General features: G+C 69.9%; 26 protein-coding genes and 1 pseudogene. 21 read left to right on the top strand and 6 right to left on the bottom strand.

The features are described from left to right. Positions 1-4 precede the first annotated feature (4 nt). Genes AC5Y4Z_RS24665 through AC5Y4Z_RS24640 form a run of 6 tightly spaced genes read left to right on the top strand, consistent with a single transcriptional unit; the run spans position 5 to position 5,736 of the window. Positions 5-760 (top strand): deoxyribonuclease IV, encoded by a 756-nt coding sequence (locus tag AC5Y4Z_RS24665; RefSeq protein ID WP_499967568.1) that lies wholly within the window; start codon positions 5-7, stop codon positions 758-760. A gap of 28 nt (positions 761-788) precedes the next feature. Then, on the top strand, positions 789-1,628 hold the full coding sequence (locus tag AC5Y4Z_RS24660; protein WP_499967567.1) for an extracellular catalytic domain type 1 short-chain-length polyhydroxyalkanoate depolymerase: 840 nt from the start codon (positions 789-791) through the stop codon (positions 1,626-1,628). Between the two features lie 47 nt (positions 1,629-1,675). Then, on the top strand, positions 1,676-3,304 hold the full coding sequence (locus AC5Y4Z_RS24655) for an acyl-CoA dehydrogenase family protein (RefSeq protein WP_499967565.1): 1,629 nt from the start codon (positions 1,676-1,678) through the stop codon (positions 3,302-3,304). A 6-nt stretch (positions 3,305-3,310) separates the two neighbouring features. Continuing rightward, the gene (locus AC5Y4Z_RS24650) at positions 3,311-4,249 is read left to right on the top strand and encodes a crotonase/enoyl-CoA hydratase family protein (protein WP_499967564.1); all 939 of its coding nucleotides are present in this window, start codon (positions 3,311-3,313) and stop codon (positions 4,247-4,249) included. A gap of 3 nt (positions 4,250-4,252) precedes the next feature. Next, positions 4,253-4,972, top strand: a complete 720-nt coding sequence (locus AC5Y4Z_RS24645) for a PaaX family transcriptional regulator C-terminal domain-containing protein (protein WP_499967562.1) — start codon at positions 4,253-4,255, stop codon at positions 4,970-4,972. Further along, on the top strand, positions 4,969-5,736 hold the full coding sequence (locus tag AC5Y4Z_RS24640) for a crotonase/enoyl-CoA hydratase family protein (RefSeq protein WP_499967560.1): 768 nt from the start codon (positions 4,969-4,971) through the stop codon (positions 5,734-5,736). The genes AC5Y4Z_RS24645 and AC5Y4Z_RS24640 overlap by 4 nt, the downstream gene beginning before the upstream one ends. A gap of 8 nt (positions 5,737-5,744) precedes the next feature. Here AC5Y4Z_RS24640 and AC5Y4Z_RS24635 read toward each other — a convergent pair whose 3' ends face one another. Then, entirely contained in the window at positions 5,745-6,227 is a 483-nt protein-coding gene (locus AC5Y4Z_RS24635) for a DUF3060 domain-containing protein (RefSeq protein WP_499967559.1), read from the bottom strand. Between the two features lie 15 nt (positions 6,228-6,242). Then, positions 6,243-6,608 (bottom strand): DUF3060 domain-containing protein, encoded by a 366-nt coding sequence (locus AC5Y4Z_RS24630; RefSeq protein ID WP_499967558.1) that lies wholly within the window; start codon positions 6,606-6,608, stop codon positions 6,243-6,245. Positions 6,609-6,826: 218 nt separating this feature from the next. Here AC5Y4Z_RS24630 and AC5Y4Z_RS24625 point away from each other — a divergent pair, with 218 nt between their 5' ends. From AC5Y4Z_RS24625 to AC5Y4Z_RS24575, 11 genes and pseudogenes are all read left to right on the top strand, one after another. Beyond that, the gene (locus AC5Y4Z_RS24625) at positions 6,827-7,471 is read left to right on the top strand and encodes a TetR/AcrR family transcriptional regulator (RefSeq protein ID WP_499967664.1); all 645 of its coding nucleotides are present in this window, start codon (positions 6,827-6,829) and stop codon (positions 7,469-7,471) included. A gap of 271 nt (positions 7,472-7,742) precedes the next feature. After that, positions 7,743-8,117 (top strand): 30S ribosomal protein S12, encoded by a 375-nt coding sequence (gene rpsL / locus AC5Y4Z_RS24620; RefSeq protein WP_007167812.1) that lies wholly within the window; start codon positions 7,743-7,745, stop codon positions 8,115-8,117. Beyond that, positions 8,117-8,587 (top strand): 30S ribosomal protein S7, encoded by a 471-nt coding sequence (rpsG, locus tag AC5Y4Z_RS24615; protein WP_499967556.1) that lies wholly within the window; start codon positions 8,117-8,119, stop codon positions 8,585-8,587. The genes rpsL and rpsG overlap by 1 nt, the downstream gene beginning before the upstream one ends. A gap of 93 nt (positions 8,588-8,680) precedes the next feature. Continuing rightward, on the top strand, positions 8,681-10,786 hold the full coding sequence (gene fusA, locus AC5Y4Z_RS24610; RefSeq protein ID WP_499967555.1) for an elongation factor G: 2,106 nt from the start codon (positions 8,681-8,683) through the stop codon (positions 10,784-10,786). 97 nt (positions 10,787-10,883) lie between these two features. Beyond that, positions 10,884-12,074, top strand: a complete 1,191-nt coding sequence (gene tuf / locus AC5Y4Z_RS24605; protein WP_499967553.1) for an elongation factor Tu — start codon at positions 10,884-10,886, stop codon at positions 12,072-12,074. 182 nt (positions 12,075-12,256) lie between these two features. Further along, a complete protein-coding gene (locus tag AC5Y4Z_RS24600) occupies positions 12,257-13,978 on the top strand; it encodes a PE family protein (RefSeq protein WP_499967551.1) in 1,722 nt (573 codons plus the stop codon). 129 nt (positions 13,979-14,107) lie between these two features. Further along, positions 14,108-14,407: pseudogene (locus AC5Y4Z_RS24595) on the top strand (PE family protein); the annotation flags it as partial. Positions 14,408-14,959: 552 nt separating this feature from the next. Beyond that, positions 14,960-15,790, top strand: a complete 831-nt coding sequence (locus AC5Y4Z_RS24590) for an SHOCT domain-containing protein (protein ID WP_499967549.1) — start codon at positions 14,960-14,962, stop codon at positions 15,788-15,790. Between the two features lie 49 nt (positions 15,791-15,839). Next, the gene (locus AC5Y4Z_RS24585) at positions 15,840-16,667 is read left to right on the top strand and encodes a mycofactocin-coupled SDR family oxidoreductase (protein ID WP_499967547.1); all 828 of its coding nucleotides are present in this window, start codon (positions 15,840-15,842) and stop codon (positions 16,665-16,667) included. A 25-nt stretch (positions 16,668-16,692) separates the two neighbouring features. Next, entirely contained in the window at positions 16,693-17,877 is a 1,185-nt protein-coding gene (locus tag AC5Y4Z_RS24580) for an NAD(P)/FAD-dependent oxidoreductase (RefSeq protein ID WP_499967545.1), read from the top strand. A 7-nt stretch (positions 17,878-17,884) separates the two neighbouring features. Next, entirely contained in the window at positions 17,885-18,862 is a 978-nt protein-coding gene (locus AC5Y4Z_RS24575; protein WP_499967543.1) for a D-2-hydroxyacid dehydrogenase family protein, read from the top strand. Here the strand turns inward: AC5Y4Z_RS24575 and AC5Y4Z_RS24570 are convergent. Genes AC5Y4Z_RS24570 through mftR form a run of 4 tightly spaced genes read right to left on the bottom strand, consistent with a single transcriptional unit; the run spans position 18,859 to position 22,353 of the window. After that, positions 18,859-20,127, bottom strand: coding sequence for a VOC family protein (locus AC5Y4Z_RS24570; RefSeq protein ID WP_499967541.1), 1,269 nt, complete (start codon positions 20,125-20,127; stop codon positions 18,859-18,861). The two genes, AC5Y4Z_RS24575 and AC5Y4Z_RS24570, sit on opposite strands and share 4 nt — an antisense overlap. Next, positions 20,124-20,657, bottom strand: a complete 534-nt coding sequence (locus AC5Y4Z_RS24565; protein WP_499967540.1) for an RNA polymerase sigma factor — start codon at positions 20,655-20,657, stop codon at positions 20,124-20,126. The genes AC5Y4Z_RS24570 and AC5Y4Z_RS24565 overlap by 4 nt, the downstream gene beginning before the upstream one ends. A gap of 53 nt (positions 20,658-20,710) precedes the next feature. After that, positions 20,711-21,733, bottom strand: coding sequence for a DUF2332 domain-containing protein (locus AC5Y4Z_RS24560; RefSeq protein ID WP_499967662.1), 1,023 nt, complete (start codon positions 21,731-21,733; stop codon positions 20,711-20,713). Positions 21,734-21,759: 26 nt separating this feature from the next. Continuing rightward, positions 21,760-22,353: a mycofactocin system transcriptional regulator MftR gene (mftR, locus tag AC5Y4Z_RS24555; protein WP_499967538.1), complete on the bottom strand. Its 594-nt coding sequence runs from the start codon at positions 22,351-22,353 to the stop codon at positions 21,760-21,762. A gap of 92 nt (positions 22,354-22,445) precedes the next feature. On the opposite strand from mftR, the gene mftA reads away from it, so the two are divergent. From mftA to mftD, 4 genes are read left to right on the top strand one after another with little or no spacing between them, the layout of a single operon-like run. Continuing rightward, on the top strand, positions 22,446-22,535 hold the full coding sequence (mftA, locus tag AC5Y4Z_RS24550; RefSeq protein WP_499967536.1) for a mycofactocin precursor MftA: 90 nt from the start codon (positions 22,446-22,448) through the stop codon (positions 22,533-22,535). Between the two features lie 5 nt (positions 22,536-22,540). After that, positions 22,541-22,813 carry a mycofactocin biosynthesis chaperone MftB gene (mftB, locus tag AC5Y4Z_RS24545; RefSeq protein ID WP_499967534.1) on the top strand — a complete coding sequence of 91 codons (273 nt, stop codon included), beginning with the start codon at positions 22,541-22,543 and terminating at the stop codon, positions 22,811-22,813. Beyond that, positions 22,810-24,000 (top strand): mycofactocin radical SAM maturase, encoded by a 1,191-nt coding sequence (mftC, locus tag AC5Y4Z_RS24540; protein WP_499967533.1) that lies wholly within the window; start codon positions 22,810-22,812, stop codon positions 23,998-24,000. The genes mftB and mftC overlap by 4 nt, the downstream gene beginning before the upstream one ends. Positions 24,001-24,002: 2 nt before the next feature. Beyond that, on the top strand, positions 24,003-25,184 hold the full coding sequence (gene mftD, locus AC5Y4Z_RS24535; protein ID WP_499967532.1) for a pre-mycofactocin synthase MftD: 1,182 nt from the start codon (positions 24,003-24,005) through the stop codon (positions 25,182-25,184). Positions 25,185-25,248 lie beyond the last annotated feature (64 nt).

The following is a 25,248-nucleotide window of genomic DNA, read 5'->3' as shown; positions in this document are numbered from 1 at the left end:
CGACGTGCTCATCGGTTCGCACGTCCACCAAGACGATCCCCTGGCCGCCGCGCAGGCCGACGGCGCCGACGTGGTGCAGTTCTTCCTCGGCAACCCGCAGAGCTGGAAGAAGCCCAAGCCGCGCGACGATGCCGAGGCGCTGAAGGCGTCGACCATCCCGCTGTACGTCCACGCGCCGTACCTGATCAACGTCGCCTCGGCCAACAACCGCATCCGCATCCCGTCGCGCAAGATCCTGCAGGACACCTGCGACGCGGCCGCGGCGATCAACGCGACGGCGGTGATCGTGCACGGCGGCCACGCCGACGACAACGACATGGAGGCCGGCTTCGAGCGGTGGGTCAAGGCGCTGGACTACCTCGAAACCGACGTGCAGGTCTATTTGGAGAACACCGCCGGCGGCGACCACGCGATGGCCCGCCACTTCGACACCATCGGCCGGCTGTGGGACCACATCGGCGACAAGGGAATTGGGTTCTGCCTGGACACCTGCCACGCGTGGGCCGCCGGTGAGGAGTTGATCGACGCGGTGGACCGGATCAAGGCGCTGACCGGTCGCATCGACTTGGTGCACTGCAACGACTCGCGCGACGCCGCGGGCTCGGGCGCCGACCGGCACGCCAACTTCGGCACCGGCCAGATCGACCCCGAGCTGCTGGCCGCCGTGGTCAAGGCCGCCGACGCGCCGGTCATCTGTGAAACCGCCGACGAGGGCCGCAAGGACGACATCGCGTTCCTGCGCGAGAAAACAAGCGGCTGAGGCCCGCTCGGCGCTTACCGTTGATCCCATGCTGCGCCGGGTGGTCACTCTGCTGGGCGTCGCCTTGTTGGCCGCGGCCTGCTTCCCGGCGGACGCGAACCTGCCGTCGGCCTTCGTGGACGGCACCAGCGTCCACCACATCAAAGTCGGCGGTCTCGATCGCAGCTACCGGCTGTACAAGCCCGCGGGATTGGCCGCCTCGGCCCCGCTGGTCGTCATGATGCACGGCGTCTCGGGCAGCGCCAGGGAAGCCGAACGGGATTACCACTGGGACGGATTGGCCGACACCGCCAGGTTCGTCGTCGCCTATCCCGACGGTCTCGACCATGCGTGGAACGTCGACGGGGAAACCTGCTGCGGCCGCTCGGGACGGGACGGCGTCGACGACGTCGGCTTCATCCGCGCGGCCGTCGCCGACATCGCCAAGAACCTCGGCATCGACGCCGGCAGGGTCTACGCCACCGGCATGAGCAACGGCGGCATCATGTCCTACACGCTGGCGTGCACCACCGACATCTTCGCGGCGATCGGCCCGGTCGCGGGCACCCAGCTCAACGCGTGCCCGACCCCGCGCCCGATGTCGGTCATGCACATCCACGGCACCGCCGACACGCTGGTGCCCTACGGCGGGGGGCCGGGCTACAGCGTCATCAACGGTCCTTCGGTGCCCGACGTGAATGCGTTCTGGCGCAACGTCGATCGGTGCGTCGCCCCCTCGGCCACGACCGACGGTCCGGTCACCACGTCGACGGCGGGATGCGCGGACAATCGCGGGGTCGTGCTCGTCACGATCGACCAGGGCGGCCACGACTGGCCGGACTTCGCGTCGTCGGAGCTGTGGGGGTTCTTCGCCGTGCACGCCCGCTGACCATTACAGCTCTTGTGCGGCTGTCGAAAAAATGTAACATTGGGGGCATGCCAGACACCCATGCCGTCGTCAACCAGGTCCCGCCCCTGGAGAACCACAACCCCGCGTCGTCGGCCGTGCTGGTCGAGGCCCTGATCCGCGAGGGCGGGCAGTGGGGCCTGGACGAGCTGAACGAGTTCGGGGCGCTCGCGGGCAGCCGCGAGGCGCAGCGGTGGGGCGAGCTCGCCGACCGCAACCGGCCGGTGCTGCACACCCACGACCAATACGGCCACCGGGTCGACGAGGTGGAATACGACCCCGCCTACCACGAGCTGATGCGCGCGGCGATCGGCCACGGCATCCACGCCGCGCCGTGGGCCGACGGGCGCCCCGGCGCACACGTGGTGCGGGCCGCCAAGATGTCGGTCTGGAACGTCGAGCCGGGACACACCTGCCCGGTGTCGATGACGTATGCCGTCGTCCCCGCGCTGCGCCACAACCCCGACCTGGCCGCGGTGTACGAGCCGTTGCTGACCAGCCGCGAGTACGACCCCGAGCTCAAGCCGGCCACCACGAAATCGGGCATCACCGCGGGCATGTCGATGACCGAAAAGCAGGGTGGGTCCGACGTCCGCGCCGGCACCACCCAGGCCACCCCGAACGGCGACGGCACCTACAGCCTGACCGGCCACAAGTGGTTCACCTCGGCGCCGATGTGCGACATCTTCCTGGTGCTGGCTCAGGCACCCGGCGGGCTGTCGTGCTTCCTGCTGCCGCGGGTGCTGCCGGACGGCACCCGCAACCGGATGTTCTTGCAGCGCCTCAAGGACAAGCTCGGCAACCACGCCAACGCCTCCAGCGAGGTCGAATACGACGGCGCCGTCGCGTGGCTGGTCGGCGAGGAGGGCCGCGGCGTCCCGACGATCATTGAGATGGTCAACCTCACCCGGCTGGACTGCACGCTGGGCAGCGCTACCAGCATGCGCACCGGCCTGACCCGCGCCGTCCACCACGCCCAGCACCGAAAGGCGTTCGGCGCCTACCTGATCGACCAGCCGCTGATGCGCAACGTGCTGGCCGATCTGGCGGTGGAGGCCGAGGCCGCCACCATCGTCGCGATGCGGATGGCCGGCGCCACCGACAAGGCGGTGCGCGGAGACGAGACCGAGGCGCTGCTGCGCCGGATCGGCCTGGCCGCCAGCAAGTACTGGGTGTGCAAGCGCGCCACCCCGCACGCCGCCGAGGCGCTGGAATGCCTGGGCGGCAACGGCTATGTCGAGGACTCCGGGATGCCGCGGCTGTTCCGCGAGGCACCGCTGATGGGCATCTGGGAGGGCTCGGGCAACGTCAGCGCCCTGGATACGTTGCGCGCCATGGCGACTCGCCCCCAGTGCGTCGAGGTGCTGTTCGCGGAGCTGGCCGAGAGCGCCGGCCAGGACGCCCGCTTGGGCGGCCACGTCGAGCGGCTGCGCGGCGACCTGTCCGACCTGGACGGCATCGCCTACCGCGCCCGCAAGGTCGCCGAGGACATCTGCCTGGCGCTGCAGGGCTCGCTGCTGGTGCGCCACGGGCATCCCGCCGTCGCCGAGGCTTTCCTGGCCACCCGCCTCGACGGCCGGTGGGGCGGTGCGTTCGGCACCATGCCGGACGGGCTCGATTTGGCCCCCATCCTGGAGCGCTGCCTGGTAAAGGGCTGAGCCGCAATGACTCACGCGATCAGGCCCGTCGACTTCGACAACCTGAAAACGATGACCTACGAGGTCAGCGACCGGGTTGCCCGCATCACGTTCAACCGGCCGGAGAAGGGCAACGCGATCGTCGCCGACACCCCGCTGGAGCTCTCGGCGCTGGTGGAGCGCGCCGACCTCGACCCCAACGTGCACGTCATCCTGGTGTCGGGGCGCGGCGAGGGCTTCTGCGCGGGCTTCGACCTGTCCGCCTACGCCGACCGCACCGGCTCGGCCGGCGGGACCGGCGCCTACGAAGGCACGGTGCTCGACGGTAAGACCCAGGCGGTCAACCACCTGCCGAACCAGCCGTGGGACCCGGTGATCGACTACCAGATGATGAGCCGCTTCGTGCGCGGGTTCTCCAGCCTGATGCACGCCGACAAGCCCACGGTGGTCAAGATCCACGGCTACTGCGTGGCCGGGGGCACCGACATCGCGCTGCACGCCGACCAGGTGATCGCCGCCGCCGACGCCAAGATCGGCTACCCGCCGACGCGGGTGTGGGGCGTCCCGGCGGCGGGCCTGTGGGCCCACCGGCTCGGCGATCAGCGCGCCAAACGCCTGCTGCTCACCGGCGATTGCATCACCGGCGCGCAGGCCGCCGAGTGGGGGCTGGCGGTCGAGGCGCCCGACCCGAAGGACCTCGACGAACGGACCGAGCGGCTGGTGGCGCGCATCGCCGCGCTGCCCATCAATCAGCTGGTCATGGTCAAGCTCGCGCTCAATTCGGCTCTGCTGCAACAGGGTGTGGCCACCAGCAGGATGGTCAGCACCGTGTTCGACGGCGTCGCGCGGCACACCCCCGAGGGCCACGCCTTCGTGGCCGACGCGGTGCAGCACGGCTTCCGCGATGCGGTCCGGCATCGCGACGAGCCGTTCGGCGACCACGGCCGCAAAGCGTCCGGGGTATAGCCCATGCCGGACATGACGGCCCGCTCGGTGGTGCTCAGCGTGCTGCTCGGCGCCCACCCGGCGTGCGCCAGCGCCGGCGAATTGATCGCGCTCACGGCCGATTTCGGCATCAAGGAGACGACGCTGCGGGTGGCGTTGACCCGCATGGTCGGCGCGGGCGACCTGATCCGGTCGGCCGACGGCTACCGGCTCTCGGATCGACTGTTGGCCCGCCAGCGCCGGCAGGACGACGCCATGCGTCCGCCGACCCGGCCGTGGCGGGGGGACTGGCTCGTGGCGATCGTGACCAGCGTGGGCGGTAACGCCCGCACCCGCGCCGCGCTGCGAAACACCATGCATGACAAGCGCTTTGGCGAACTGCGCGAAGGTGTCTGGATGCGGCCCGACAACCTCGACCCCGACCTGGGCGCCGATGCCGCCGCCCGGGTGCGGACGCTGACGGCGCGCGACGACGCGCCCGCCCAGCTGGCCGGCGAGCTGTGGGATTTGCCCGCATGGGCGCGGACCGGCCACCGCCTGCTCGGCGAGATGAGCACGGCCACAGGCGTTCCCGGCCGGTTCGTCGCGGCCGCGGCAATCGTGCGCCACCTGCTCACCGACCCGATGTTGCCCCCCGAGCTGCTGCCCGCCGATTGGCCCGGCGACCGGCTGCGCGACGCTTACCACGACTTCGCCGCTCAGCTGGCGCGGCGACGTGACACAACCCTGTTGGAGGCGAGATGAGTGATGCGGTGCGCATCGAGCGCAACGGCCCGGTGACCACGGTGATCCTCAACCGGCCGGGGGCGCGCAACGCCGTCAACGGCCCGACGGCCGCCGCCCTGTACGCGGCGTTCGAGGAATTCGACCGCGACAACTCCGCCTCGGTGGCGGTGCTGTGGGGGGACAATGGAACGTTCTGTGCCGGAGCCGATTTGAAGGCCTTCGGGACACCGGACGCCAATGCCGTGCACCGCACTGGCCCCGGCCCGATGGGGCCGACGCGGATGGTGCTGTCCAAACCGGTCATCGCCGCGGTCAGCGGCCACGCCGTCGCCGGCGGACTGGAGCTGGCCATCTGGTGCGACCTGCGGGTGGCCGAGGAGGACGCCGTCTTCGGGGTGTTCTGCCGGCGCTGGGGGGTGCCGCTCATCGACGGCGGCACCGTGCGGCTGCCCCGGCTGATCGGGCAGAGCCGCGCCATGGACATGATCCTGACCGGCCGCGCGGTCAAGGCCGACGAGGCGCTGGCGATCGGGCTGGCCAACCGCGTCGTGCCCAAGGGTCAGGCCAGGCAGGCGGCCGAGGAACTGGCGGCGAAGCTCGCGGCGCTGCCGCAGCAGTGCCTGCGCTCGGATCGGCTCTCGGCGCTAAACCAGTGGGGCGCAACGGAATTCGACGCGATCGATTTCGAGTTCGCCAGCATTTCCCGCGTCGCCGCGGAGGCCGCCGAGGGGGCGGGACGGTTCGCCGCGGGCGCCGGGCGGCACGGCGCGCCGGCGCACTAGACCGAACGTCAGCCCTTGTTGATGGTGTTGCCCGAGCCGAGGTTGTCGACCTTGGGCTCACCGTCTTTGTAAGTGATGGTGTTGTTGAGCCCCAGCACGGTGATGCGGGTGTCGACCTTGTCGATGGTGATCTTGTTGTTGGTGCCGCCGATGCTCACCGAGGAGCAGGTGCCCGTGACGGTCAGCGTGTTGTCCGAACCGGCCACGTTCAGCGACTTGCCACTGGCGCAGTCGAGCGTGGTCGTGGTGCCCATCGACCCGTAGTTCACCGAGTTGCCGATCTCCACCGACGCGGTGGTGCTCGCCCCGCTCGAGCTCGTCGGCGCCGCCGCGCCACTCGTCGTCGTGGTCGCGCTGCTCTTCGTCGTCGTGGTGGAACCACCGGGCGGGTTGGCCGTCGAACTGCAGCCCGCCAGCACTAGCGCGGCGGCGGCCGGCGCGAGGGCGAGCGCGGCCAGCCTGGACGCGCGATCGGCGGTGTTCTCACCCATTGGTCCTCGATTCACTCAGCCCGGCACCTGCTGGAGCCGGTTGGTCATGCCCAGTTCGCGCCCACGGTCCCACAGGAACGGCGAGCCGCCGTGGAAGAACACGGTCTCGTCGTAGCCGTACACGGTGATGTCGTGGGTGACCGAGTCCGCGACGACGGTGTTGCCCGACCCCATGACCGTCACCGCCCAGCAGTTGCCCTTGGCGTTGACGACGTTGCGCGTCCCGTTGACGTACAGCGTGGCGTCGTTGCAGTCCAGCGTCTGCTCGACGCCCTCGCCGATGACGTGGGTGTCGCCGTTCTTGGCGTGCGCGGGCGGCGACGGGACGACCGCGACGACGACGCAGGCGACGAGTGGACCCGCGACGGCTGTCCAGTTCACTGCGGCCTCCCCTGTGGGACGGATCGACAGACGGGTCGATCTGCTCGAACGAGCCTGGAATGAGATTACGTGCAGATGCCCACCGGTGGGCAGGGGTATTTTGCATTTCGCTTGGCGCCCGACGCCCCGCCATGGCGCGGTGGATTGACGGCGAGTGTCAACTAGAGTCATTAGTTAACCGACCCGGTCTCAAGCGAAGGGCGATCGCCATGGCAGCTATGGAATCGCCGTCGGCTGCTGGGCGCCAGCGCTCCGGAAGGTCGGCCTCCCGCCCGGCCAAGCTGAGCCGCGACGGCATCGTCGACGGCGCCCTGACCTTCCTGGACCGGGAGGGCTGGGACTCGCTGACCATCAACGCGCTGGCCACCCAGCTGGGCACCAAGGGGCCCTCGCTGTACAACCACGTGGACAGCCTGGAGGACCTCCGCCGCGCGGTGCGCATCCGCGTCATCGACGACATCATCACGATGCTCAACAGGGTCGGGGAGGGTCGCGCCCGCGACGACGCGGTGCTGGTGATGGCCGGCGCCTACCGCAGCTACGCCCACCACCACCCCGGCCGGTACTCGGCGTTCACCCGGATGCCGCTGGGCGGCGACGACCCCGAGTACGCCGCGGCCACCAGGGGCGCGGCCGCGCCGGTGATCGCCGTGCTGTCCTCCTACGGCCTCGACGGTGACGAGGCCTTCCACGCCGCCCTGGAGTTCTGGTCCGCGCTGCACGGCTTCGTGCTGCTGGAGATGACGGGCGTGATGGACGACATCGACACCGACGCGCTGTTCTCCGACATGGTGTTGCGCCTGGCCCGCGGTTTGGAGGGGCTGGACAGGCGCGCCGCACACGAGCGCGCCGCACCGAGCTAGAGTCCGATGACGGCGGTCCCGCCGCCGCTTTGACCTGCGAGACCGCCGGCGGGTATTGTGGTAGCTCGTGCCTGGCGGCTTACGGCGCCTGACGTAAGTGAGCGGATGCCGGGCTAATTCGCATGTCCACGACGCACCGGATCGATTTCCGTGCTGAGCGCTTGCGACACACCCGGCCGCGGGGTACGAAGCTTGTCCCGCGGCGGGGGCAAAAACTGCAGTACAGAGACTTGACAGCTAAGCCAGAACACGAACAACAGAAAGCCGGTAGATGCCAACCATCCAGCAGCTGGTCCGCAAGGGCCGTCGGGACAAGATCGCGAAGGTCAAGACCGCGGCTCTCAAGGGCAGCCCGCAGCGCCGTGGCGTGTGCACCCGCGTGTACACCACCACCCCGAAGAAGCCGAACTCGGCGCTTCGCAAGGTCGCTCGCGTGAAGCTGACGAGCCAGGTCGAGGTCACCGCCTACATCCCCGGTGAGGGCCACAACCTGCAGGAGCACTCGATGGTGCTGGTGCGCGGCGGCCGCGTCAAGGACCTGCCGGGCGTCCGGTACAAGATCATCCGCGGTTCGCTCGACACCCAGGGTGTCAAGAACCGCAAGCAGGCCCGCAGCCGTTACGGCGCCAAGAAGGAGAAGAGCTGATGCCGCGCAAGGGGCCCGCACCCAAGCGTCCGCTGGTCAACGACCCGGTCTACGGGTCGCAGCTGGTCACCCAACTGGTGAACAAAGTTCTGCTCAAGGGGAAGAAATCGCTCGCCGAGCGCATTGTTTATGGGGCGCTCGAAACAGCCCGCGAAAAGACCGGTACCGACCCCGTCATCACGCTCAAGCGCGCTCTCGACAACGTCAAGCCCGCGCTGGAGGTGCGCAGCCGCCGCGTCGGTGGTGCCACCTACCAGGTGCCCGTGGAGGTGCGGCCGGATCGGTCCACCACGCTGGCGCTGCGCTGGCTGGTCAGCTTCTCGCGGCAGCGCCGGGAGAAGACCATGATCGAGCGGCTGGCAAACGAGATCCTGGATGCCAGCAACGGCCTCGGGGCCTCCGTCAAGCGGCGTGAGGACACCCACAAGATGGCCGAGGCGAACCGCGCCTTCGCGCACTATCGCTGGTAGGAGCGCTGGCAGGAGCCGTTTCGGCGACATCTGGCAGCGTCGCCGGGGGCCGCAAGACCGCTAACAAGCAACCGAAAGAGTGGGAAGACTTCTGTGGCACAGAAGGACGTGCTGACCGACCTGAGCAAGGTCCGAAACTTCGGCATCATGGCGCACATCGATGCCGGTAAAACCACGACTACCGAGCGGATCCTCTACTACACCGGGATCAACTACAAGATCGGTGAGGTCCACGACGGCGCCGCCACCATGGACTGGATGGAGCAGGAGCAGGAACGCGGGATCACCATCACCTCCGCGGCCACGACGACGTTCTGGAAAGACAACCAGCTCAACATCATCGATACCCCCGGCCACGTGGATTTCACCGTCGAGGTGGAGCGCAACCTGCGCGTGCTCGACGGGGCCGTCGCGGTCTTCGACGGCAAGGAGGGTGTCGAGCCGCAGTCCGAGCAGGTCTGGCGCCAGGCCGACAAGTACGACGTGCCGCGCATCTGCTTCGTCAACAAGATGGACAAGATCGGCGCCGACTTCTACTTCTCGGTGCGCACCATGGAGGAGCGCCTCGGGGCCAAGGCCGTGCCGATCCAGCTGCCCATCGGGTCGGAGTCCGACTTCGAGGGCGTCATCGACCTGGTCGAGATGAACGCCAAGGTGTGGCGCGGCGAGACCAAGCTGGGCGAGACCTACGACACCATCGAGATTCCCGCCGACCTGGCCGACAAGGCCGAGGAATACCGCACCGCCCTGCTGGAGATCGTCGCGGAGACCGACGAGGAACTGCTGGAGAAGTACCTGGGCGGCGAGGAACTCACCGTCGACGAGGTCAAGGGCGCGATCCGCAAGCTGACGATCGCCTCGGAGATCTACCCGGTGCTGTGCGGCAGCGCGTTCAAGAACAAGGGCGTGCAGCCCATGCTCGACGCGGTGGTGGACTACCTGCCCTCGCCGCTGGACGTGCCGCCGGCCGTCGGACATCCGCCCGGCAAGGAGGACGAGGAGGTGGTCCGCAACGCGACCACCGACGAGCCGTTCTCGGCGCTGGCGTTCAAGATCGCCACGCACCCGTTCTTCGGCAAGCTGACCTACATCCGCGTCTACTCGGGCACCGTCGAGTCGGGCAGCCAGGTCATCAACGCCACCAAGGGCAAGAAGGAGCGGCTGGGCAAGCTGTTCCAGATGCACTCCAACAAAGAGAACCCGGTCGAGCGGGCCAGCGCGGGCCACATCTACGCGGTGATCGGGCTCAAGGACACCACCACCGGTGACACCCTCTCCGACCCGAACCAGCAGATCGTGCTGGAGTCGATGACCTTCCCCGACCCCGTGATCGAGGTGGCCATCGAGCCCAAGACCAAGAGCGACCAGGAGAAGCTGAGCCTGTCGATCCAGAAGCTGGCCGAGGAGGACCCGACGTTCAAGGTCCACCTCGACCAGGAGACCGGCCAGACCGTTATCGGCGGCATGGGCGAGCTGCACCTGGACATCCTGGTGGACCGCATGCGCCGCGAGTTCAAGGTCGAGGCCAACGTCGGCAAGCCGCAGGTGGCCTACAAGGAGACCATCCGCCGGGTGGTGGACAGCGTCGAGTACACCCACAAGAAGCAGACGGGTGGCTCCGGCCAGTTCGCCAAGGTGCTCATCAAGCTCGAGCCGTTCACCAGTGAGGACGGCGCGACCTACGAGTTCGAGAGCAAGGTCACCGGTGGCCGCGTGCCCCGCGAGTACATCCCGTCGGTGGATGCCGGCGCCCAGGACGCCATGCAGTACGGCGTGCTGGCCGGCTACCCGCTGGTCAACCTGAAGGTCACGCTGCTCGACGGCGCGTACCACGAGGTGGACTCGTCGGAGATGGCCTTCAAGATCGCCGGCTCGCAGGTACTGAAAAAGGCTGCGGCACAGGCACAGCCGGTGATCCTGGAACCGATCATGGCCGTCGAGGTGACCACGCCCGAGGACTACATGGGCGATGTGATCGGCGACCTGAACTCCCGCCGTGGCCAGATCCAGGCTATGGAGGAGCGGGCGGGTGCGCGCGTCGTCAAGGCGCACGTGCCGCTGTCGGAGATGTTCGGCTACGTTGGCGACCTGCGGTCCAAGACGCAAGGCCGGGCGAACTACTCCATGGTGTTCGACTCGTACGCCGAAGTCCCGGCGAACGTGTCGAAGGAGATCATCGCTAAGGCGACGGGCCAGTGACCATTCGGTCGGAGTAACCTTGCCGGGTCAGAACCGCGGCACAACTGGAAAACACAACACTGCTTAACAAAGCACCAACAAGTCGGAGGACACAACAGTGGCGAAGGCGAAGTTCCAGCGGACCAAGCCCCACGTCAACATCGGGACCATCGGTCACGTTGACCACGGCAAGACCACACTGACCGCGGCTATCACCAAGGTCCTGCATGACAAGTTTCCGGACCTGAACGAGTCGAAGGCGTTCGACCAGATCGACAACGCTCCCGAGGAGCGTCAGCGCGGTATCACCATCAACATCGCGCACGTCGAGTACCAGACCGACAAGCGGCACTACGCCCACGTCGACGCGCCGGGCCACGCGGACTACATCAAGAACATGATCACCGGCGCGGCCCAGATGGACGGCGCGATCCTCGTCGTCGCCGCCACCGACGGCCCGATGCCGCAGACCCGCGAGCACGTGCTGCTGGCCCGCCAGGTCGGTGTCCCCTACATCCTGGTCGCGCTGAACAAGGCCGACGCCGTCGACGACGAGGAGCTGCTCGAGCTCGTCGAGATGGAGGTCCGCGAGCTGCTGGCCGCCCAGGAGTTCGACGAGGACGCCCCGGTGATCCGGGTCTCGGCGCTCAAGGCGCTCGAGGGCGACGCCAAGTGGGTCGAGTCCGTCGAGGAGCTGATGAACGCCGTCGACGAGTCGATCCCGGACCCGGTCCGCGAGACCGACAAGCCGTTCCTGATGCCCGTCGAGGACGTCTTCACCATCACCGGCCGCGGCACCGTGGTCACCGGTCGTGTGGAGCGCGGCGTCATCAACGTCAACGAGGAAGTCGAGATCGTCGGCATCCGTCCGGAGACCACCAAGACCACGGTCACCGGCGTGGAGATGTTCCGCAAGCTGCTCGACCAGGGCCAGGCCGGCGACAACGTCGGGCTGCTGCTGCGCGGTATCAAGCGTGAGGACGTCGAGCGCGGCCAGGTGGTGACCAAGCCCGGCACCACCACCCCGCACACCGAGTTCGAGGGCCAGGTCTACATCCTGTCCAAGGACGAGGGTGGTCGGCACACGCCGTTCTTCAACAACTACCGTCCCCAGTTCTACTTCCGCACCACCGACGTGACCGGCGTGGTGACGCTGCCGGAGGGCACGGAGATGGTGATGCCCGGTGACAACACCAACATCTCGGTGAAGCTGATCCAGCCCGTCGCCATGGACGACGGCCTGCGGTTCGCGATCCGCGAGGGTGGCCGCACCGTCGGCGCGGGCCGGGTCGTCAAGATCATCAAGTAGTTTCGCCACGACGCAAGCCCGGGCTGCCGATTCGGCAGCCCGGGCTTGCGCGTTTTCGGCTGCGACGTAGCCGGGCGAAACCGCCCGTCGGGGCCCTGGCCGCGGATACGATCTGGCCAGTATCGAGTCGGTTTTCGGGGTGCCGCGCATACTGCGGCAGCCAAACTGTGCCGGAGGTCGCGATGTCATTCGTGTTCGCCACGCCCGAGTATGTCCAAGCCGCGGCGGCGGACTTGGCGAATCTGGGTTCGACGATCAGCTCCGCCAACTCGGCCGCCTTCGCACCCACCTCCGCGGTGCTGGCCGCCGGCGCCGACGAGGTGTCGGCCAGCGTCGCGGCCCTGTTCGGCGCGCACGCGCAGGCCTATCAGACTCTCAGCGCCCAGGCGGCGCAGTTCCACCAGCAGTTCGTGCAGCTCATGAACGGCGGCGCGGCCCAGTATGCCGCGGCAGAGGCCGCCAACGCCTCGCCGCTGCAGACCGTCGAGCAGGCGGCGCTGGGGGCCATCAACGCGCCGTTTCAGACCTTCACCGGACGTCCCCTGATCGGCGACGGCGCCAACGGCACGGCCGCCAGCCCGAACGGCGGCGCCGGCGGATGGCTGTACGGCAACGGCGGCAACGGCTTTGCCAGCACCACCGCGGGCGTGAACGGCGGTAACGGCGGGTCGGCCGGGCTGATCGGAAACGGTGGCAACGGCGCCGCCGGCTTCAGCCCCGGCACCGCTTCCGGCGCCGTCGCGGGTACCAGCGGCGGCTCGGGCGGCCACGGTGGCTGGCTGTACGGCAGCGGCGGCGCCGGCGCCCCCGGCGGCAGCGGCGCGACGGGGCTGGTCGCCGGCGACAGCGGCGGTAACGGCGGCAACGGCGGGGCCGGCGGGGCGGCCGGGCTGTTCGGCGGTGTTCCAGGGGCGGGCGCCAACGGCGGGGCGGGAGGCAACGCCTTCCAGAGCGCGACGGTTGCGAATGGCGGCAACGGCGGCAGCGGGGGTGCCGGCGGCGCCCCCGGGTTGGTCGGGAACGGCGCGCTCGGCGGGTCCGGCGCAGACGGCGGGCTGAACCAGACCGGGCTGCCCGGAAACAACAACAATCTCGGCGGCAACGGCGGCGTCGGCGGCGCCGGGGCTGCCGGCGGCCGCGGCGGGTGGCTGTACGGCGCGGGCGGCGACGGCGGCAACGGCGGCGCCACCAATGCGTTCAACGTCGCCAACGGCGGGGCCGCCGGCAACGGCGGCAGCGCCGGGCTGTTCGGCGTCGGCGGGGCCGGCGGGGTTGGCGGCGCGCTACCGGGTGGCGGCACCGGCTTTACAGCCGGCGCATCGGGCACCGGGGGCGGCGGCGGGTTCTTCGACGGTGCCGGTGGTGCTGGCGGAGTCGCGACGGCGTCCAGCAACGGAGTCGGCGGCGCGGGCGGCAGCGCCGGCCTCTTCGGTATCGGCGGCGCCGGTGGCGCCGCGTCCGGAAACTTCGGTCATGGCGGTCAGGGCGGCGCCGGCGGGCAGCTATACGGCGCGGGCGGCGCCGGCGGCGCCGCGACCGGAATCACTTCGACCGGCGGAAACGGCGGCGCCGCCGGCTGGTTCGGCACGGGCGGTGCGGGTGGTGCCGCGTCCGCCGCCCCGGGCGGAACGGGCGGTGCCGGCGGGGCCGGCGGCAGGCTGATCGGCGACGGGGGCGCCGGTGGGGCCGCCGGCGTCAACGGCCATGGCGGTAACGGCGGCAACGGCGGCGTGAGCGGCAACGGCGGCGCCGGTGGGTCGGCGACGGGTCCCCAGAGCACTGGCGGCAACGGCGGCAACGCCCAATACATCGGCAACGGTGGCAACGGCGGGAATGGCAATACGCCCGGCAAGGGCGGCGCCGGCGGCACGCTGTCCGGCACCGCCGGCGCCAACGGCACCTGAGCGCGCATCACGAATCGGCGCATGTGTTGGCGGACCGCGCCGGCCACGATACGATCGGTCTCCGCTTGTTGAATCCGTGTCTAATGAACCGGGTCAAGCGTGATGCCGTGATCGTGTCGGGAGGTGTGGATGTCGTTCGTGTTCGCAACGCCGGAATATCTGGCGGCGGCGGCGTCCGACCTGGCAAGCCTCGGTTCGGCGATCGGCTCTGCCAACGCGGCCGCGCTGGGCCCGACGTCGGGCGTGCTCGCCGCGGGCGCCGACGAGGTGTCGGCGACGATCGCCGCGCTGTTCGGCGCGCACGCCGAGGCCTACCAGGCCCTCAGCGCCCAGGCGGCGCTGTTCCACCAGCAGTTCGTGCAGCTCATGAGCGGCGGCGAGGCGCAGTACGCGCTGACCGAGGCCGCTAACGCCGCGCCGCTGCTGCAGACCGCCGGGCAAGGGGCGGCGAGCGGGATCTCCATGCCCCTGCAAGCTGCGGCGGCCGCCCCGGCCACCGGCACTGCGGCCACCGGGGTGCTGGCGGCCGACACCGCCGCCGCGCCCGGCTCGCTCGGTTCCGGTGTGGCCGGCGCGTCCGGCCAACTGGTCGGCAGCGTCGGCGCGGGCCCGGCCGCCGCGGCCCTCAGCGGCGCATCCTTCGGTCCCGGCGGAGCCGGTTACGCGGGCAGCCTCGTCGCCTCCGGCGGCGCCACCGCGACCGCAGCAAGCGCGGAGGAGGTCGGTATCGCCGGGACGCCGCTGGCGGCGGCCGAGACCGATCCCGTGATGACGCCGCTCGCGGCGGTGCCGGCCGCGGCGCCGGCCGCCTCCACGGCCGCCGTGCGGCCCGCGACCCCGGCCTATTCTCCGGCGGCGGCCGCGGCGGGCGAGTCTTCCGACGAGTGACCCGCGCGGTTTGCTGCCAGATTTGGGATCGGTAGCTGTGGTGCCGGCGCTAGTCTGACACCACTTGTACGGGTCACAGTGAGGAGCAGCCACGTGTTTGCGCGCTACCTGAAGGCACAACTGGTCGTTTTGCTGTGCGGCGGCCTCGTCGGGCCGATCTTCCTGATCGTCTACTTCACCCTCGGGCTCGACAGCTTGCTGGGCTGGATGCTCTACGTCGGCCTGCTGATCACCATCGCCGACGTCGTCGTCGCACTCGCGCTGGCCAACTACGGGGCCAAGTCGTCGGCCAAGAACGCCGAACTGGAGCGCAGCGGGGTGCTGGCGCTCGCCCAGATCACCGGCATCAGCGAGACCGGCACCTGGGTCAACAACCAACAGGTGGTCAAGCTGCACCTGCACGTCGCCGGCTCCGGGTTCTTGCCGTTCGACAGCGAAGACCGGGTGATCGCCAGCGTCACCCGGCAGGGCAACTTCAATGCCCGCAAGGTCGTGGTCCTTGTCAACCCGACCACGCAGGAATACCGGATCGACTGGGAGCGAAGCGCGTTGGTCAACGGGCTGGTGCCGGCGCAGTTCACCGTGGCCGAGGACAACCAGACCTACGACCTCAGTGGACAGGCCGACCCGCTGATGGAGATCCTGCAGATCCTCAAGGCCAACAGCGTCCCGCTGGACCGGATGGTCGACATCCGGTCCAATCCCGGGCTGCGCCAGCAGATCCAGGCCGTCGTGCGGCGGGCCGCGGAGCAGCAAGCGCCTGCCGCCCAGCCCGCGACCGCCGGCGGCCCGGCTCCGGTCGTCACGCCGCCGCAGCCGTCGATCGCGCAGCGGCTCCAAGAACTAGAGACCCTGCGTTCCAGCGGCGCTCTCAGCGAGCAGGAGTACAACGCCCGGCGGGCCCAGATCATCTCCGAAATCTGAATCCCGGTCGCGTTAGAACACGTTTCAGTTCCGCTGCTAGCCTGTCCTGGTGGCTGCTCAGGTTGGATCACTGCAAGGGCGGGTCGCGTTCGTCACCGGCGCCGCCCGCGCGCAGGGGCGCGCGCACGCGGTGCGGCTGGCGCGCGAAGGCGCCGACATCATCGCGCTGGACATCTGCGCGCCGGCCTCCGACACCCTGACCTACACGCCGGCCACGCCCGAGGATCTCGCCGAGACCGTCCGCCTGGTCGAGGCGGAGGGCCGCAAGATGCTGGCCCGCGAGGCCGACATCCGCGACGACGCGGCGCTGCGGCAACTGGTGGCCGACGGCGTCGAACAATTCGGCCGGCTCGACATCCTGGTGGCCAACGCCGGGGTGCTGGGCTGGGGCCGGGTGTGGGAGCTCACCGACGAGCAGTGGGACGCCGTGATCGGGACCAACCTGACCGGCACCTGGCGCACCCTGCGCGCCGCGATTCCCGCGATGATCGAGGCGGGCAACGGGGGATCCATCATCGTCGTCAGCTCGTCGGCCGGCCTGAAAGCGACACCGGGCAACGGCCATTACTCCGCCAGCAAGCACGGGCTCACCGCGCTGACGAACACGCTTGCCATCGAGCTCGGCGAATACGGCATCCGGGTCAACTCGATTCACCCGTACTCGGTCGACACCCCGATGATCGAACCCGAAGCGATGATGGAAATCTTTGCCAAGCACCCCCGTTTCGTGCACAGCTTCCCGCCAATGCCGATGCAGTACAAGGGGTTCATGACGGCCGAGGAGGTTTCCGACGTCGTCGTCTGGTTGGCCGGCGACGGCTCGGGCACCCTATCGGGCACCCAGGTTCCCGTCGACAAGGGCGCGTTGAAGTACTGACCGGCCATCGTGGTATGAACACCACGTGACCAGTAGCGAAGGCGTCAAGCACATCGTGATCGTGGGCGGTGGGCTCGCCGCCGCCCGGACCGCCGAGCAACTGCGTCGGTCGGAATACGCCGGCTCGATCACGATCGTCAGCGACGAGGTGCACCTGCCCTACGACCGCCCGCCGCTGTCCAAGGAGGTGCTCCGCAAGGAGGTCGACGACGTCGCCCTCAAACCGCGCGAGTGGTACGACGAGAAGGACATCACCCTCCGCTTGGGCTCGGCTGCGACCGGTCTGGACACGGCCAACCAGACGGTGACCCTCGACGACGGAACCGCACTCGGCTACGACGAACTCGTCATCGCCACCGGCCTGGTGCCGCGGCGCATTCCGGCGTTGCCGGACCTCGAGGGCATCCGGGTGCTGCGCTCGTTCGATGAGAGCATGGCGTTGCGGGAGCAGGCGTCGGCCGCGCAGCGCGCCGTCGTCATCGGCGCCGGTTTCATCGGCTGCGAGGTGGCGGCCAGCCTGCGCAGCCTCGGCGTGGACGTGGTGCTGGTCGAGCCGCAGCCGACGCCGCTGGCGGCGGTGCTCGGCGAGCAGATCGGTGAACTGGTGGCGCGGCTGCACCGCGACGAGGGCGTCGACGTGCGCCTCGGGATCGGGGTCGCCGAGGTGCGCGGCCAGGGGCATGTCGAGACCGTGGTGCTCACCGACGGCACGGAGCTGCCCGCCGACCTGGTCGTGATCGGCATCGGATCACGCCCGGCGACCGGATGGCTCCAGGGCAGCGGCGTCGACGTCGACAACGGCGTCATCTGCGACGAGGCCGGACGCACCAGCGCCCCGAACGTGTGGGCGCTCGGCGACGTCGCCTCCTGGCGCGACACCACGGGACATCAAGCGCGCGTGGAACATTGGAGCAACGTTGCCGACCAGGCCCGCGTGGTGGTGCCCGCCATGCTCGGCCAGGAGGTGGCGTCGGCCGTGGTCGTGCCGTACTTCTGGAGCGACCAGTACGACGTCAAGATCCAGTGCCTGGGGGAGCCCGAGGCCACCGACACCGTGCACCTCGTCGAGGACGACGGGCGCAAGTTCCTGGCGTACTACGAGCGCGACGGGGTGCTGGTCGGCGTGGTCGGCGGCGGGATGCCCGGCAAGGTCATGAAGGTCCGCGCCAAGATCGCGGCGGCCGCGCCCATCGCCGAGGTGCTGGGCTGACGCAGCCATGCCCAAGGTGGCGATCCTCGACGACTACGCCGGACTGGCCCTGGAGCTCGCCGACTGGTCGGCGGTGCAAAGCCGCTCGGAGGTAACGGTTTTCGGCCGCCACCTGTCCGAGGCGGAAGCCGCCGAGGCGCTGCGGCCGTTCGACGTGATCTGCACCATGCGCGAGCGCATGGCGCTGCCGCGCACGCTCCTCGAGCGGCTGCCGAACCTCAAGCTGATCACCATCGTCGGCGCAAGCCTGCCGAATCTGGACCTGGCCGCGGCCACCGAGCGCGGCGTTCTGGTCGCCCACTCCGACTTCGCGCATCCGCGGTTTCGGGCCGTGCGCGACGCCACCCCGGAACTGGCCTGGGGACTGCTGATCGCGACGGTGCGCAACCTGGCCGACGAACATCGGCGCATGCGCGACGGCGGCTGGCAGACCACCGCCGGTATGACGTTGTCCGGCAAGACCCTTGGGCTCCTCGGCCTGGGCAGGACCGGCACCCGCATGGCCGAATACGCCAAGGCGTTCGGCATGCGGGTCATCGCGTGGAGCCAGAACCTCACCGAGGAGACCGCCGCGGCCGTCGGCGCCCGCCGGGTCGACAAGGTGACCGTGTTCGAGCAATCCGACGTGGTCTCCGTCCACCTGGTGCTCTCCGAGCGCACCCGGGGCCTGGTCGGAGCGCCCGAGCTGGCCCGAATGAGGCCACACGCCTACCTGATCAACACCTCCCGCGGCCCGATCGTCGACGAGGCCGCGCTGATCGAGGCGCTGACCTCCGGGCGCATCGCCGGGGCCGGGCTCGACGTCTACGACGCCGAACCGCCCCCGCCCGACCACCCGCTGCGGTCCCTGCCGAACGTGACGCTGTCGCCGCACCTGGGCTACGTCACCCGCGAAATGCTCGGCGCCTTCTACGAAGACACCATCGAAGCCGTGGTGGCCTGGCTGGACGGGACGCCGATCCGCATCGCGAACCCGGGGGCTTAGAACTCGCCGAGATAGAAGCGGCCACCCTGATCGTCGGAGCATTCGGCGCTCAGGCCGTACGGTTGGCGGTCCGGCTCGGCCAGTACCGAGCCGCCGGCCTCGCGGACCCGCGCGACGGCCGCGTGGATGTCCGACACGGTCCACATCGGCACAGTGGTGGAGCGCTCGCCGCCGCCGGCGGCGCCCGACATCGGGTGCGCGTCCTGCACCTGCCAGCCGTCGGTCACCCGGCCGGGCTCAAAGGACCAGCCCAGCACCCGGCCGTAGAATTCGCGGAAGGCCGCGGAATCCGCCACCTCGTAGGTGACGTACGACAACTCGCCGGGCCCGGATCCGTTGAGCCCCGGGCGCTTTCGTCCGGCCGCCGGCTCGTACACCGCGAACGCCGCCCCCTGCGGGTCGGTCGCGTCGAGCAGCACGCCGTACGCGGTGTCCCGAACCTCACCCGGGACGCCGCCGGCCTGCGCGATCGCCGCGCGGGCGGCCCGCACGTCGGCCACGGCGTAGCAGCAGAACAGGGTGGGCGGTCCGGGGTTCGCCGAAATGCCGGTCGGCAGGTCGGTATTGGTGACCCGGTGCGACGCCGCATCGTACGTCCAGCCCAGCACGTGGCCGTAGAAGGCGGCCGCGCGCTCGGCGTCGGGGGCCCACACGGACACGTAGCCGATGTCACCGTGCCGGATGCGATCGACGGGCGAGGCGACGGGCCCGGTCAGCATCCACCGGTGGCCGAACGGGTCGATGATGGTGGCGGTGCGGCTGCCGTAATTCTCGTAGGGCTCGCGCTGGACCGTGGCGCCGTGTTCGGCCGCCCTGCGCATAACGGCGTCGGTGTCGGCGACGGGCAGCATCAGACTCACCGAAACCCCGCCGGGCGCCGGGGCTTTCAGCCCCAGTTCCGGATACTCGTCCGCCAGGTACAGCACGCCGTCGCCGATCGCGAGCTCCGCATGCCCGATCCGGCCGTCGTCCATCACGATCGGCTCGCCGGCCACGACGGCGCCGAACGCGTCGGTGTACCAGGCGATCGCCGAGCGCCCGTCGGCGACGCTCAGGTACGGCAGCGCCGCGGGACGGGGCGCGTCGTGAGCCGTGGTCGGCTCGGTGAGTTCGACAATCGCTTCAGCGGTGCCGCTCATGACAACTCCTTCCGGTAGGGACAGCGCGGATTGCAGTCGCCGGCGCAGACTTTCGGCGAACGCCGGATCGGGTTGCACCGGAAGGTCGTCGGCGTGCAGCACGTCGAGCGGATCTTGCGGGCTCATGACGTGCCTCCTTCCGGATACTGGCGTTTGAAGGCCCGGCGGGCCCGGACCAAGAGCGCCTCGGTGGCATGCACGGTGCGGCCGATCAGCTCGGCGCACTCGCCGACCGAGCAGTCGTCCATATACCGCAGCACCAGCACCGCGCGGTGCGGCTCGCTCAGCCGGGCCAGCACGGCCTCGGCGACAATGCGGTCCAGCTCGGCGTCCCAGTCGTCCGCGGCCCCCCTCGCTTCGAAGGCCGGCTCCGGAGGCTCGGCGACCGGCACCGCCAGCCGCTGCGGGCCGCGCCGATAGTGGTCGGCCAGCTTGTGCCGGGCCACGCCCAGCAGCCACGGGATCGAGACCGGCGCCGGATCGCTCCTGCGCGCGGCGTCCATCGCCGCGAGGAACGTCTCCGACGTCAGGTCCTCCGCCGTGGCGCGCTCGGCGCAGCGCCGGACGAAGTACCCGTACACCACGGGCAACGCCTCGTCGTAGAGCGCGAGCAGCGCGCGTCGAGCGTCGGGTGGGTGGTCCGGTTCGGCGCTCACACCCCTATCGTCGCCGCGGCGGGCGGACTTCCGACGGGTCAATAGAAAAAAATCTACCGCCAGTTCACCGGCGGTCCGTGCGGATGACATTCGCCGAGGACCGCGAGCTCGCCGCCCGGCCAGCTGCGGGCGCGCACCAAGAATTCGATCGGCGCGCCCGGACCTTGGCGCCACGGCTCGAGGGTGAGGTGGGCGAACGGCGAGCGCGCGCCGGCGCGCGCACCGAGCGCCTCGATGCCGTCGCGGACCGCGGCGCGTTCGTCGTCGGACAGGTACTGCCAGGTGATCGAATGCCACAGCACGGTCAACGCGCCCTCGGCGAGGGTCAGCCCGGCCACCGCCTCGGCCGCCGTCCGGCGCTCGAGCCGCGCCGGGACGTTGCGGGCGACGGCGATGGCGCCGCGCAGCCGCCGCAGCCGGGCGTCCTGGTCGGGCCAGACGTAGCTCAACACGGTCAGCTCCCCGTCGGGGCCGGTGACGTCGATCGGCGCGATGTCGTAGCCGCTGCGCTCGACGATCCGGACGGGACCGTCGGGCGGCAGGGCGCCCCGCCAGGCCTCGTCGATGGTCACCGGCGAGTCTTCGGGCCCCCACCGGCCGCCGTCATAGCGATACTGATAGTGGTCGGCCCGCATGTTCAGCCCCGCGCTCGACCCGATCTCGAAAAGCCTTACCGGCAAACCGGATCCGCGATCCAGCCGCAACAGCCCGCCGATCAGCGCGGCCGACCGGCCCACCTCGTTGGTCTGCGGCGGTTGATCGAGCGCCGCGCGCAGCGAATCGCCGTGCTGCACGGCGGCGCGCAGGATTTCCGGCCAGGCGCTCGCCGCGTCCCAGCTGCCGCCGGTGCTGGGATACCAGCGGCGCAGTTGCGGCGCCCGCCCGTCGAGCACCAACCGGTGCAGCCCGCCGAGCAGCCGCAGCGGCACCGCCTGCCGGGAGGGCGCGTCCTCGTGGCCGGACAGGATGGTCGCGAAGACACCGGCCGCCTCCACGTCGTCGGCCACCAGATCGAAGAGCTCCCCGTACATCGGGGAGCCGGAGCCCGCGCAGAACCGGCCCTGGGACCGCAGCATGTGCAGCAGGTGCTCGGCCCCGGCGCTCACCGGCCCAGCCGTTCCAGCCCCGCGCCGACGACGTCGAACGCGTTGCCCAGCGCGGTCGGCAACGTGACGGATTCGTCGCTCAGCCACTGCTCGTAGGCGCTCAACGCCACCGCGAGCATCGTCCACGCGACGGTCTGCGGCAACAGGTCGGTGGTCTTGCAGTCCGAGCGGCGCGCCACGAAGCCGGCGATCACCTCCCGCCACCCGGCGTACATTGTCATCGAATACGCTTGCAGCTCAGCGGTTTGCAGGATGACGCGCATGCGCTGGCGGTGCCGGGCGGTCTCGGAGTCGTCAAAGGTGTTGAACGCCAACAGCGCCGAGCGCAGCGCCGCACCCAGCGGCACGCGTTGATCGACGTTGTCGAGCAGCTCGCGCAGGTGCTCGAGGTGGGTATCGAAATCCCCCCAGGGAATGGCGTTTTTCGACGCGTAATAGCGGAACAGCGTGCGGCGGGAAATACCGGCGGCGTGCGCGACATCGTCGACGCTGACATCGGCGAATCCGCGCGCGGTGAACAACTCGATGGCGACGTCGGTGATGTCCTGCGGCGTCGTCGAGCGGCGCCGGCCCACCCGCGACTGCGGCATGTCGGACCCCGCCCTTCCGTTTCGGCACTCGATGCCATATTCTGGCGACGATCGTGACCCGTTGTCGAGTCCCATGGCGAAAGGTAATCCAGATGGACCACGAAACCGAGACCCAAACCGAGCTGGTCACCGAGACCCTCGTCGAAGAGGTGTCCATCGACGGCATGTGCGGGGTCTACTGACCCGCGTGTTCGATCCCGATCGCGGCTGGCGGCTGCACCCGCAGGTGGCGGTGCGGCCCGAGCCGTTCGGCGCGCTGCTCTACCACTTCGGGACCCGCAAGCTGTCCTTCCTGAAGAATCGCACCATCCTCACGGTGGTCCGGTCGCTGGCCGACCATCGCGACGTCCGGTCCGCCTGCCGCGCCGCGGGCGTGGACGACCCCGCCCACGGGCCCTACCTGCACGCGCTGGGCGTGTTGGCCGATTCAAAAATGTTGGTACCCCAGGAGGCCCAATGACGGCGACGGCTGTACCGCGGCTCATCGAGCAGTTCGAGCGCGGGCTGGACGCGCCCATCTGCCTGACCTGGGAGCTGACGTACGCGTGCAATCTGGCGTGCGTGCACTGCCTCTCGTCGTCGGGCAAGCGCGATCCGCGGGAGCTGTCCACCCGCCAGTGCATGGACATCATCGACGAGCTGGAACGCATGCAGGTGTTCTACGTGAACATCGGCGGCGGGGAACCCACGGTGCGACCGGACTTTTGGGAGCTGGTCGACTACGCGACCGCCCACCACGTCGGCGTGAAGTTCTCCACCAACGGGGTGCGCATCACCCCGGAGGTCGCGGCCCGGCTGGCCGCCAGTGACTACGTCGACGTGCAGATCTCGCTCGACGGCGCCACCGCCGAGGTCAACGACGCCGTGCGCGGCGCCGGCTCGTTCGACATGGCGGTGCGGGCGCTGGAGAATCTCGCGGCGGCGGGCTTCAAAGACGCGAAGATCTCCGTCGTGGTGACCCGCCACAACGTCGACCAGCTCGACGACTTCGCCGCGCTGGCGAGCCGCTACGGCGCCACGCTGCGCATCACCCGGCTGCGGCCCTCGGGGCGCGGCGCCGCCGTCTGGGAAGACCTGCACCCCACCGCCGCCCAGCAGGTCCAGCTCTACGACTGGCTGGTCGCCAAGGGGGACCGGGTGCTCACCGGTGACTCCTTCTTCCATCTCTCCGGCCTGGGTGAACCCGGCGCGCTGGCCGGCCTGAACATGTGCGGGGCCGGCCGCGTGGTGTGCCTGATCGACCCGGTCGGCGACGTGTACGCCTGCCCGTTCGCCATCCACGACCGCTTCCTGGCCGGAAACGTGTTGTCGGACGGCGGATTCGACAACGTCTGGAAGAACGCACCGTTGTTTCGCGAGCTGCGCGAACCGCAGTCGGCGGGCGCCTGCGGCAGCTGTGGGCACTACGACAGCTGCCGGGGCGGATGCATGGCGGCCAAGTTCTTCACCGGCCTGCCGCTGGACGGTCCCGACCCCGAGTGCGTCCAGGGACACGGCGAGCCCGCGCTGGCCCGTGAGCGCCAGACGCCGCGGCCCCGGGCCGACCATTCCCGCGGCAAGCCCGTCCGCCAGCCGGTGCCGCTGACCCTGTCGGTTCGGCCGCCGGCGGTCCCGCCCGCGCGCCTGTGCAACGAGAGCCCGCTGTAGCGATGGCCAACGAATGGTTTGAAACGGTCGCCATCGCCCAGCAGCGCGCAAAACGCCGGCTGCCGAAATCCGTCTATTCGGCGCTGGTCGCGGCCAGCGAAAAGGGAATCACCGTCGCCGACAACGTCGAAGCGTTCGGCGAACTCGGATTCGCCCCGCACGTGGTCGGCGCGCCGGAAAAGCGCGACCTGTCGACTACCGTTATGGGACAAGATATTTCGATGCCGGTGATGATTTCGCCGACCGGCGTCCAGGCGGTGGATCCGGAGGGTGAGGTCGCCGTCGCGCGCGCCGCCGCGGCGCGGGGCACCGCGATGGGACTGTCCTCGTTCGCCAGCAAGCCGATCGAGGAGGTGATCACCGCCAACCCGAAGTTGTTCTTCCAGGTGTACTGGCTGGGCGGGCGCGACGCGATCGCCGAGCGGGTGGAACGGGCGCGCCAGGCCGGCGCGGTCGGATTGATCGTCACCACCGACTGGTCGTTCTCGCACGGCCGCGACTGGGGCAGCCCGCAGATCCCCGAGCAGATGAACCTGCGGACCATCCTGCGGCTGTCCCCGGAGGCGGCGTTCAAGCCGCGCTGGCTGTGGAAGTTCGGCAAGACGCTGCGGCCGCCGGAGCTGCGCGTGCCGAACCAAGGCCGCCGCGGCGAGCCCGGACCCCCGTTCTTCGCCGCCTACGGCGAGTGGATGGGCACGCCGCCGCCGACCTGGGAGGACATCGCCTGGCTGCGCGAGCTGTGGGGCGGACCGTTCATGCTCAAGGGCGTGATGCGCGTCGACGACGCCAAAAGGGCTGTGGACGCCGGTGTTTCGGCGATCTCGGTGTCCAATCACGGCGGCAACAACCTGGACGGCACCCCGGCGTCCATCCGGGCGCTGCCCGCGGTGGCGGCGGCGGTCGGCGACCAGGTCGAGGTGCTGCTCGACGGCGGCGTCCGGCGCGGCAGCGACGTCGTCAAGGCGGTGGCGCTGGGGGCGCGGGCGGTGATGATCGGCCGCGCCTACCTGTGGGGCCTCGCCGCGGCCGGCCAGGGGGGCGTCGAAAACGTGCTCGACATCCTGCGCGGCGGGATCGACTCGGCGCTGATGGGTCTGGGGCACGCCAGCGTCCACGACCTGAGCCCCGACGACATCCTGGTGCCCGACGGCTTCGCCCGGGCCCTCGGTGTCCCGCCCGCCTAAATTCGGCCAGGTTGGCCCCTTTACCAGTGTTTCTATTAGCGTTTATCCGCAAATGGACGTTCGC

This window comes from Mycobacterium sp. NGS63, from assembly GCF_059812295.1.
Note: the sequence above shows the minus strand (reverse complement) of the source record. Positions and strands in the feature narration are given on the sequence as shown.

Coding starts and splice junctions, on each gene's coding strand:
- AC5Y4Z_RS24660 (WP_499967567.1), top strand. CDS start 789: ATGCTGCGCCGGGTGGTCACTCTGCTGGGCGTCGCCTTGTTGGCCGCG.
- AC5Y4Z_RS24575 (WP_499967543.1), top strand. CDS start 17,885: ATGCCCAAGGTGGCGATCCTCGACGACTACGCCGGACTGGCCCTGGAG.
- AC5Y4Z_RS24635 (WP_499967559.1), bottom strand. CDS start 6,227: ATGGGTGAGAACACCGCCGATCGCGCGTCCAGGCTGGCCGCGCTCGCC.
- AC5Y4Z_RS24570 (WP_499967541.1), bottom strand. CDS start 20,127: ATGAGCCCGCAAGATCCGCTCGACGTGCTGCACGCCGACGACCTTCCG.
- AC5Y4Z_RS24640 (WP_499967560.1), top strand. CDS start 4,969: ATGAGTGATGCGGTGCGCATCGAGCGCAACGGCCCGGTGACCACGGTG.
- AC5Y4Z_RS24560 (WP_499967662.1), bottom strand. CDS start 21,733: ATGCTGCGGTCCCAGGGCCGGTTCTGCGCGGGCTCCGGCTCCCCGATG.
- AC5Y4Z_RS24625 (WP_499967664.1), top strand. CDS start 6,827: ATGGAATCGCCGTCGGCTGCTGGGCGCCAGCGCTCCGGAAGGTCGGCC.
- rpsG (WP_499967556.1), top strand. CDS start 8,117: ATGCCGCGCAAGGGGCCCGCACCCAAGCGTCCGCTGGTCAACGACCCG.
- mftD (WP_499967532.1), top strand. CDS start 24,003: ATGGCCAACGAATGGTTTGAAACGGTCGCCATCGCCCAGCAGCGCGCA.
- mftC (WP_499967533.1), top strand. CDS start 22,810: ATGACGGCGACGGCTGTACCGCGGCTCATCGAGCAGTTCGAGCGCGGG.
- mftA (WP_499967536.1), top strand. CDS start 22,446: ATGGACCACGAAACCGAGACCCAAACCGAGCTGGTCACCGAGACCCTC.
- AC5Y4Z_RS24645 (WP_499967562.1), top strand. CDS start 4,253: ATGCCGGACATGACGGCCCGCTCGGTGGTGCTCAGCGTGCTGCTCGGC.
- AC5Y4Z_RS24655 (WP_499967565.1), top strand. CDS start 1,676: ATGCCAGACACCCATGCCGTCGTCAACCAGGTCCCGCCCCTGGAGAAC.
- AC5Y4Z_RS24600 (WP_499967551.1), top strand. CDS start 12,257: ATGTCATTCGTGTTCGCCACGCCCGAGTATGTCCAAGCCGCGGCGGCG.
- AC5Y4Z_RS24650 (WP_499967564.1), top strand. CDS start 3,311: ATGACTCACGCGATCAGGCCCGTCGACTTCGACAACCTGAAAACGATG.
- rpsL (WP_007167812.1), top strand. CDS start 7,743: ATGCCAACCATCCAGCAGCTGGTCCGCAAGGGCCGTCGGGACAAGATC.
- mftR (WP_499967538.1), bottom strand. CDS start 22,353: ATGCCGCAGTCGCGGGTGGGCCGGCGCCGCTCGACGACGCCGCAGGAC.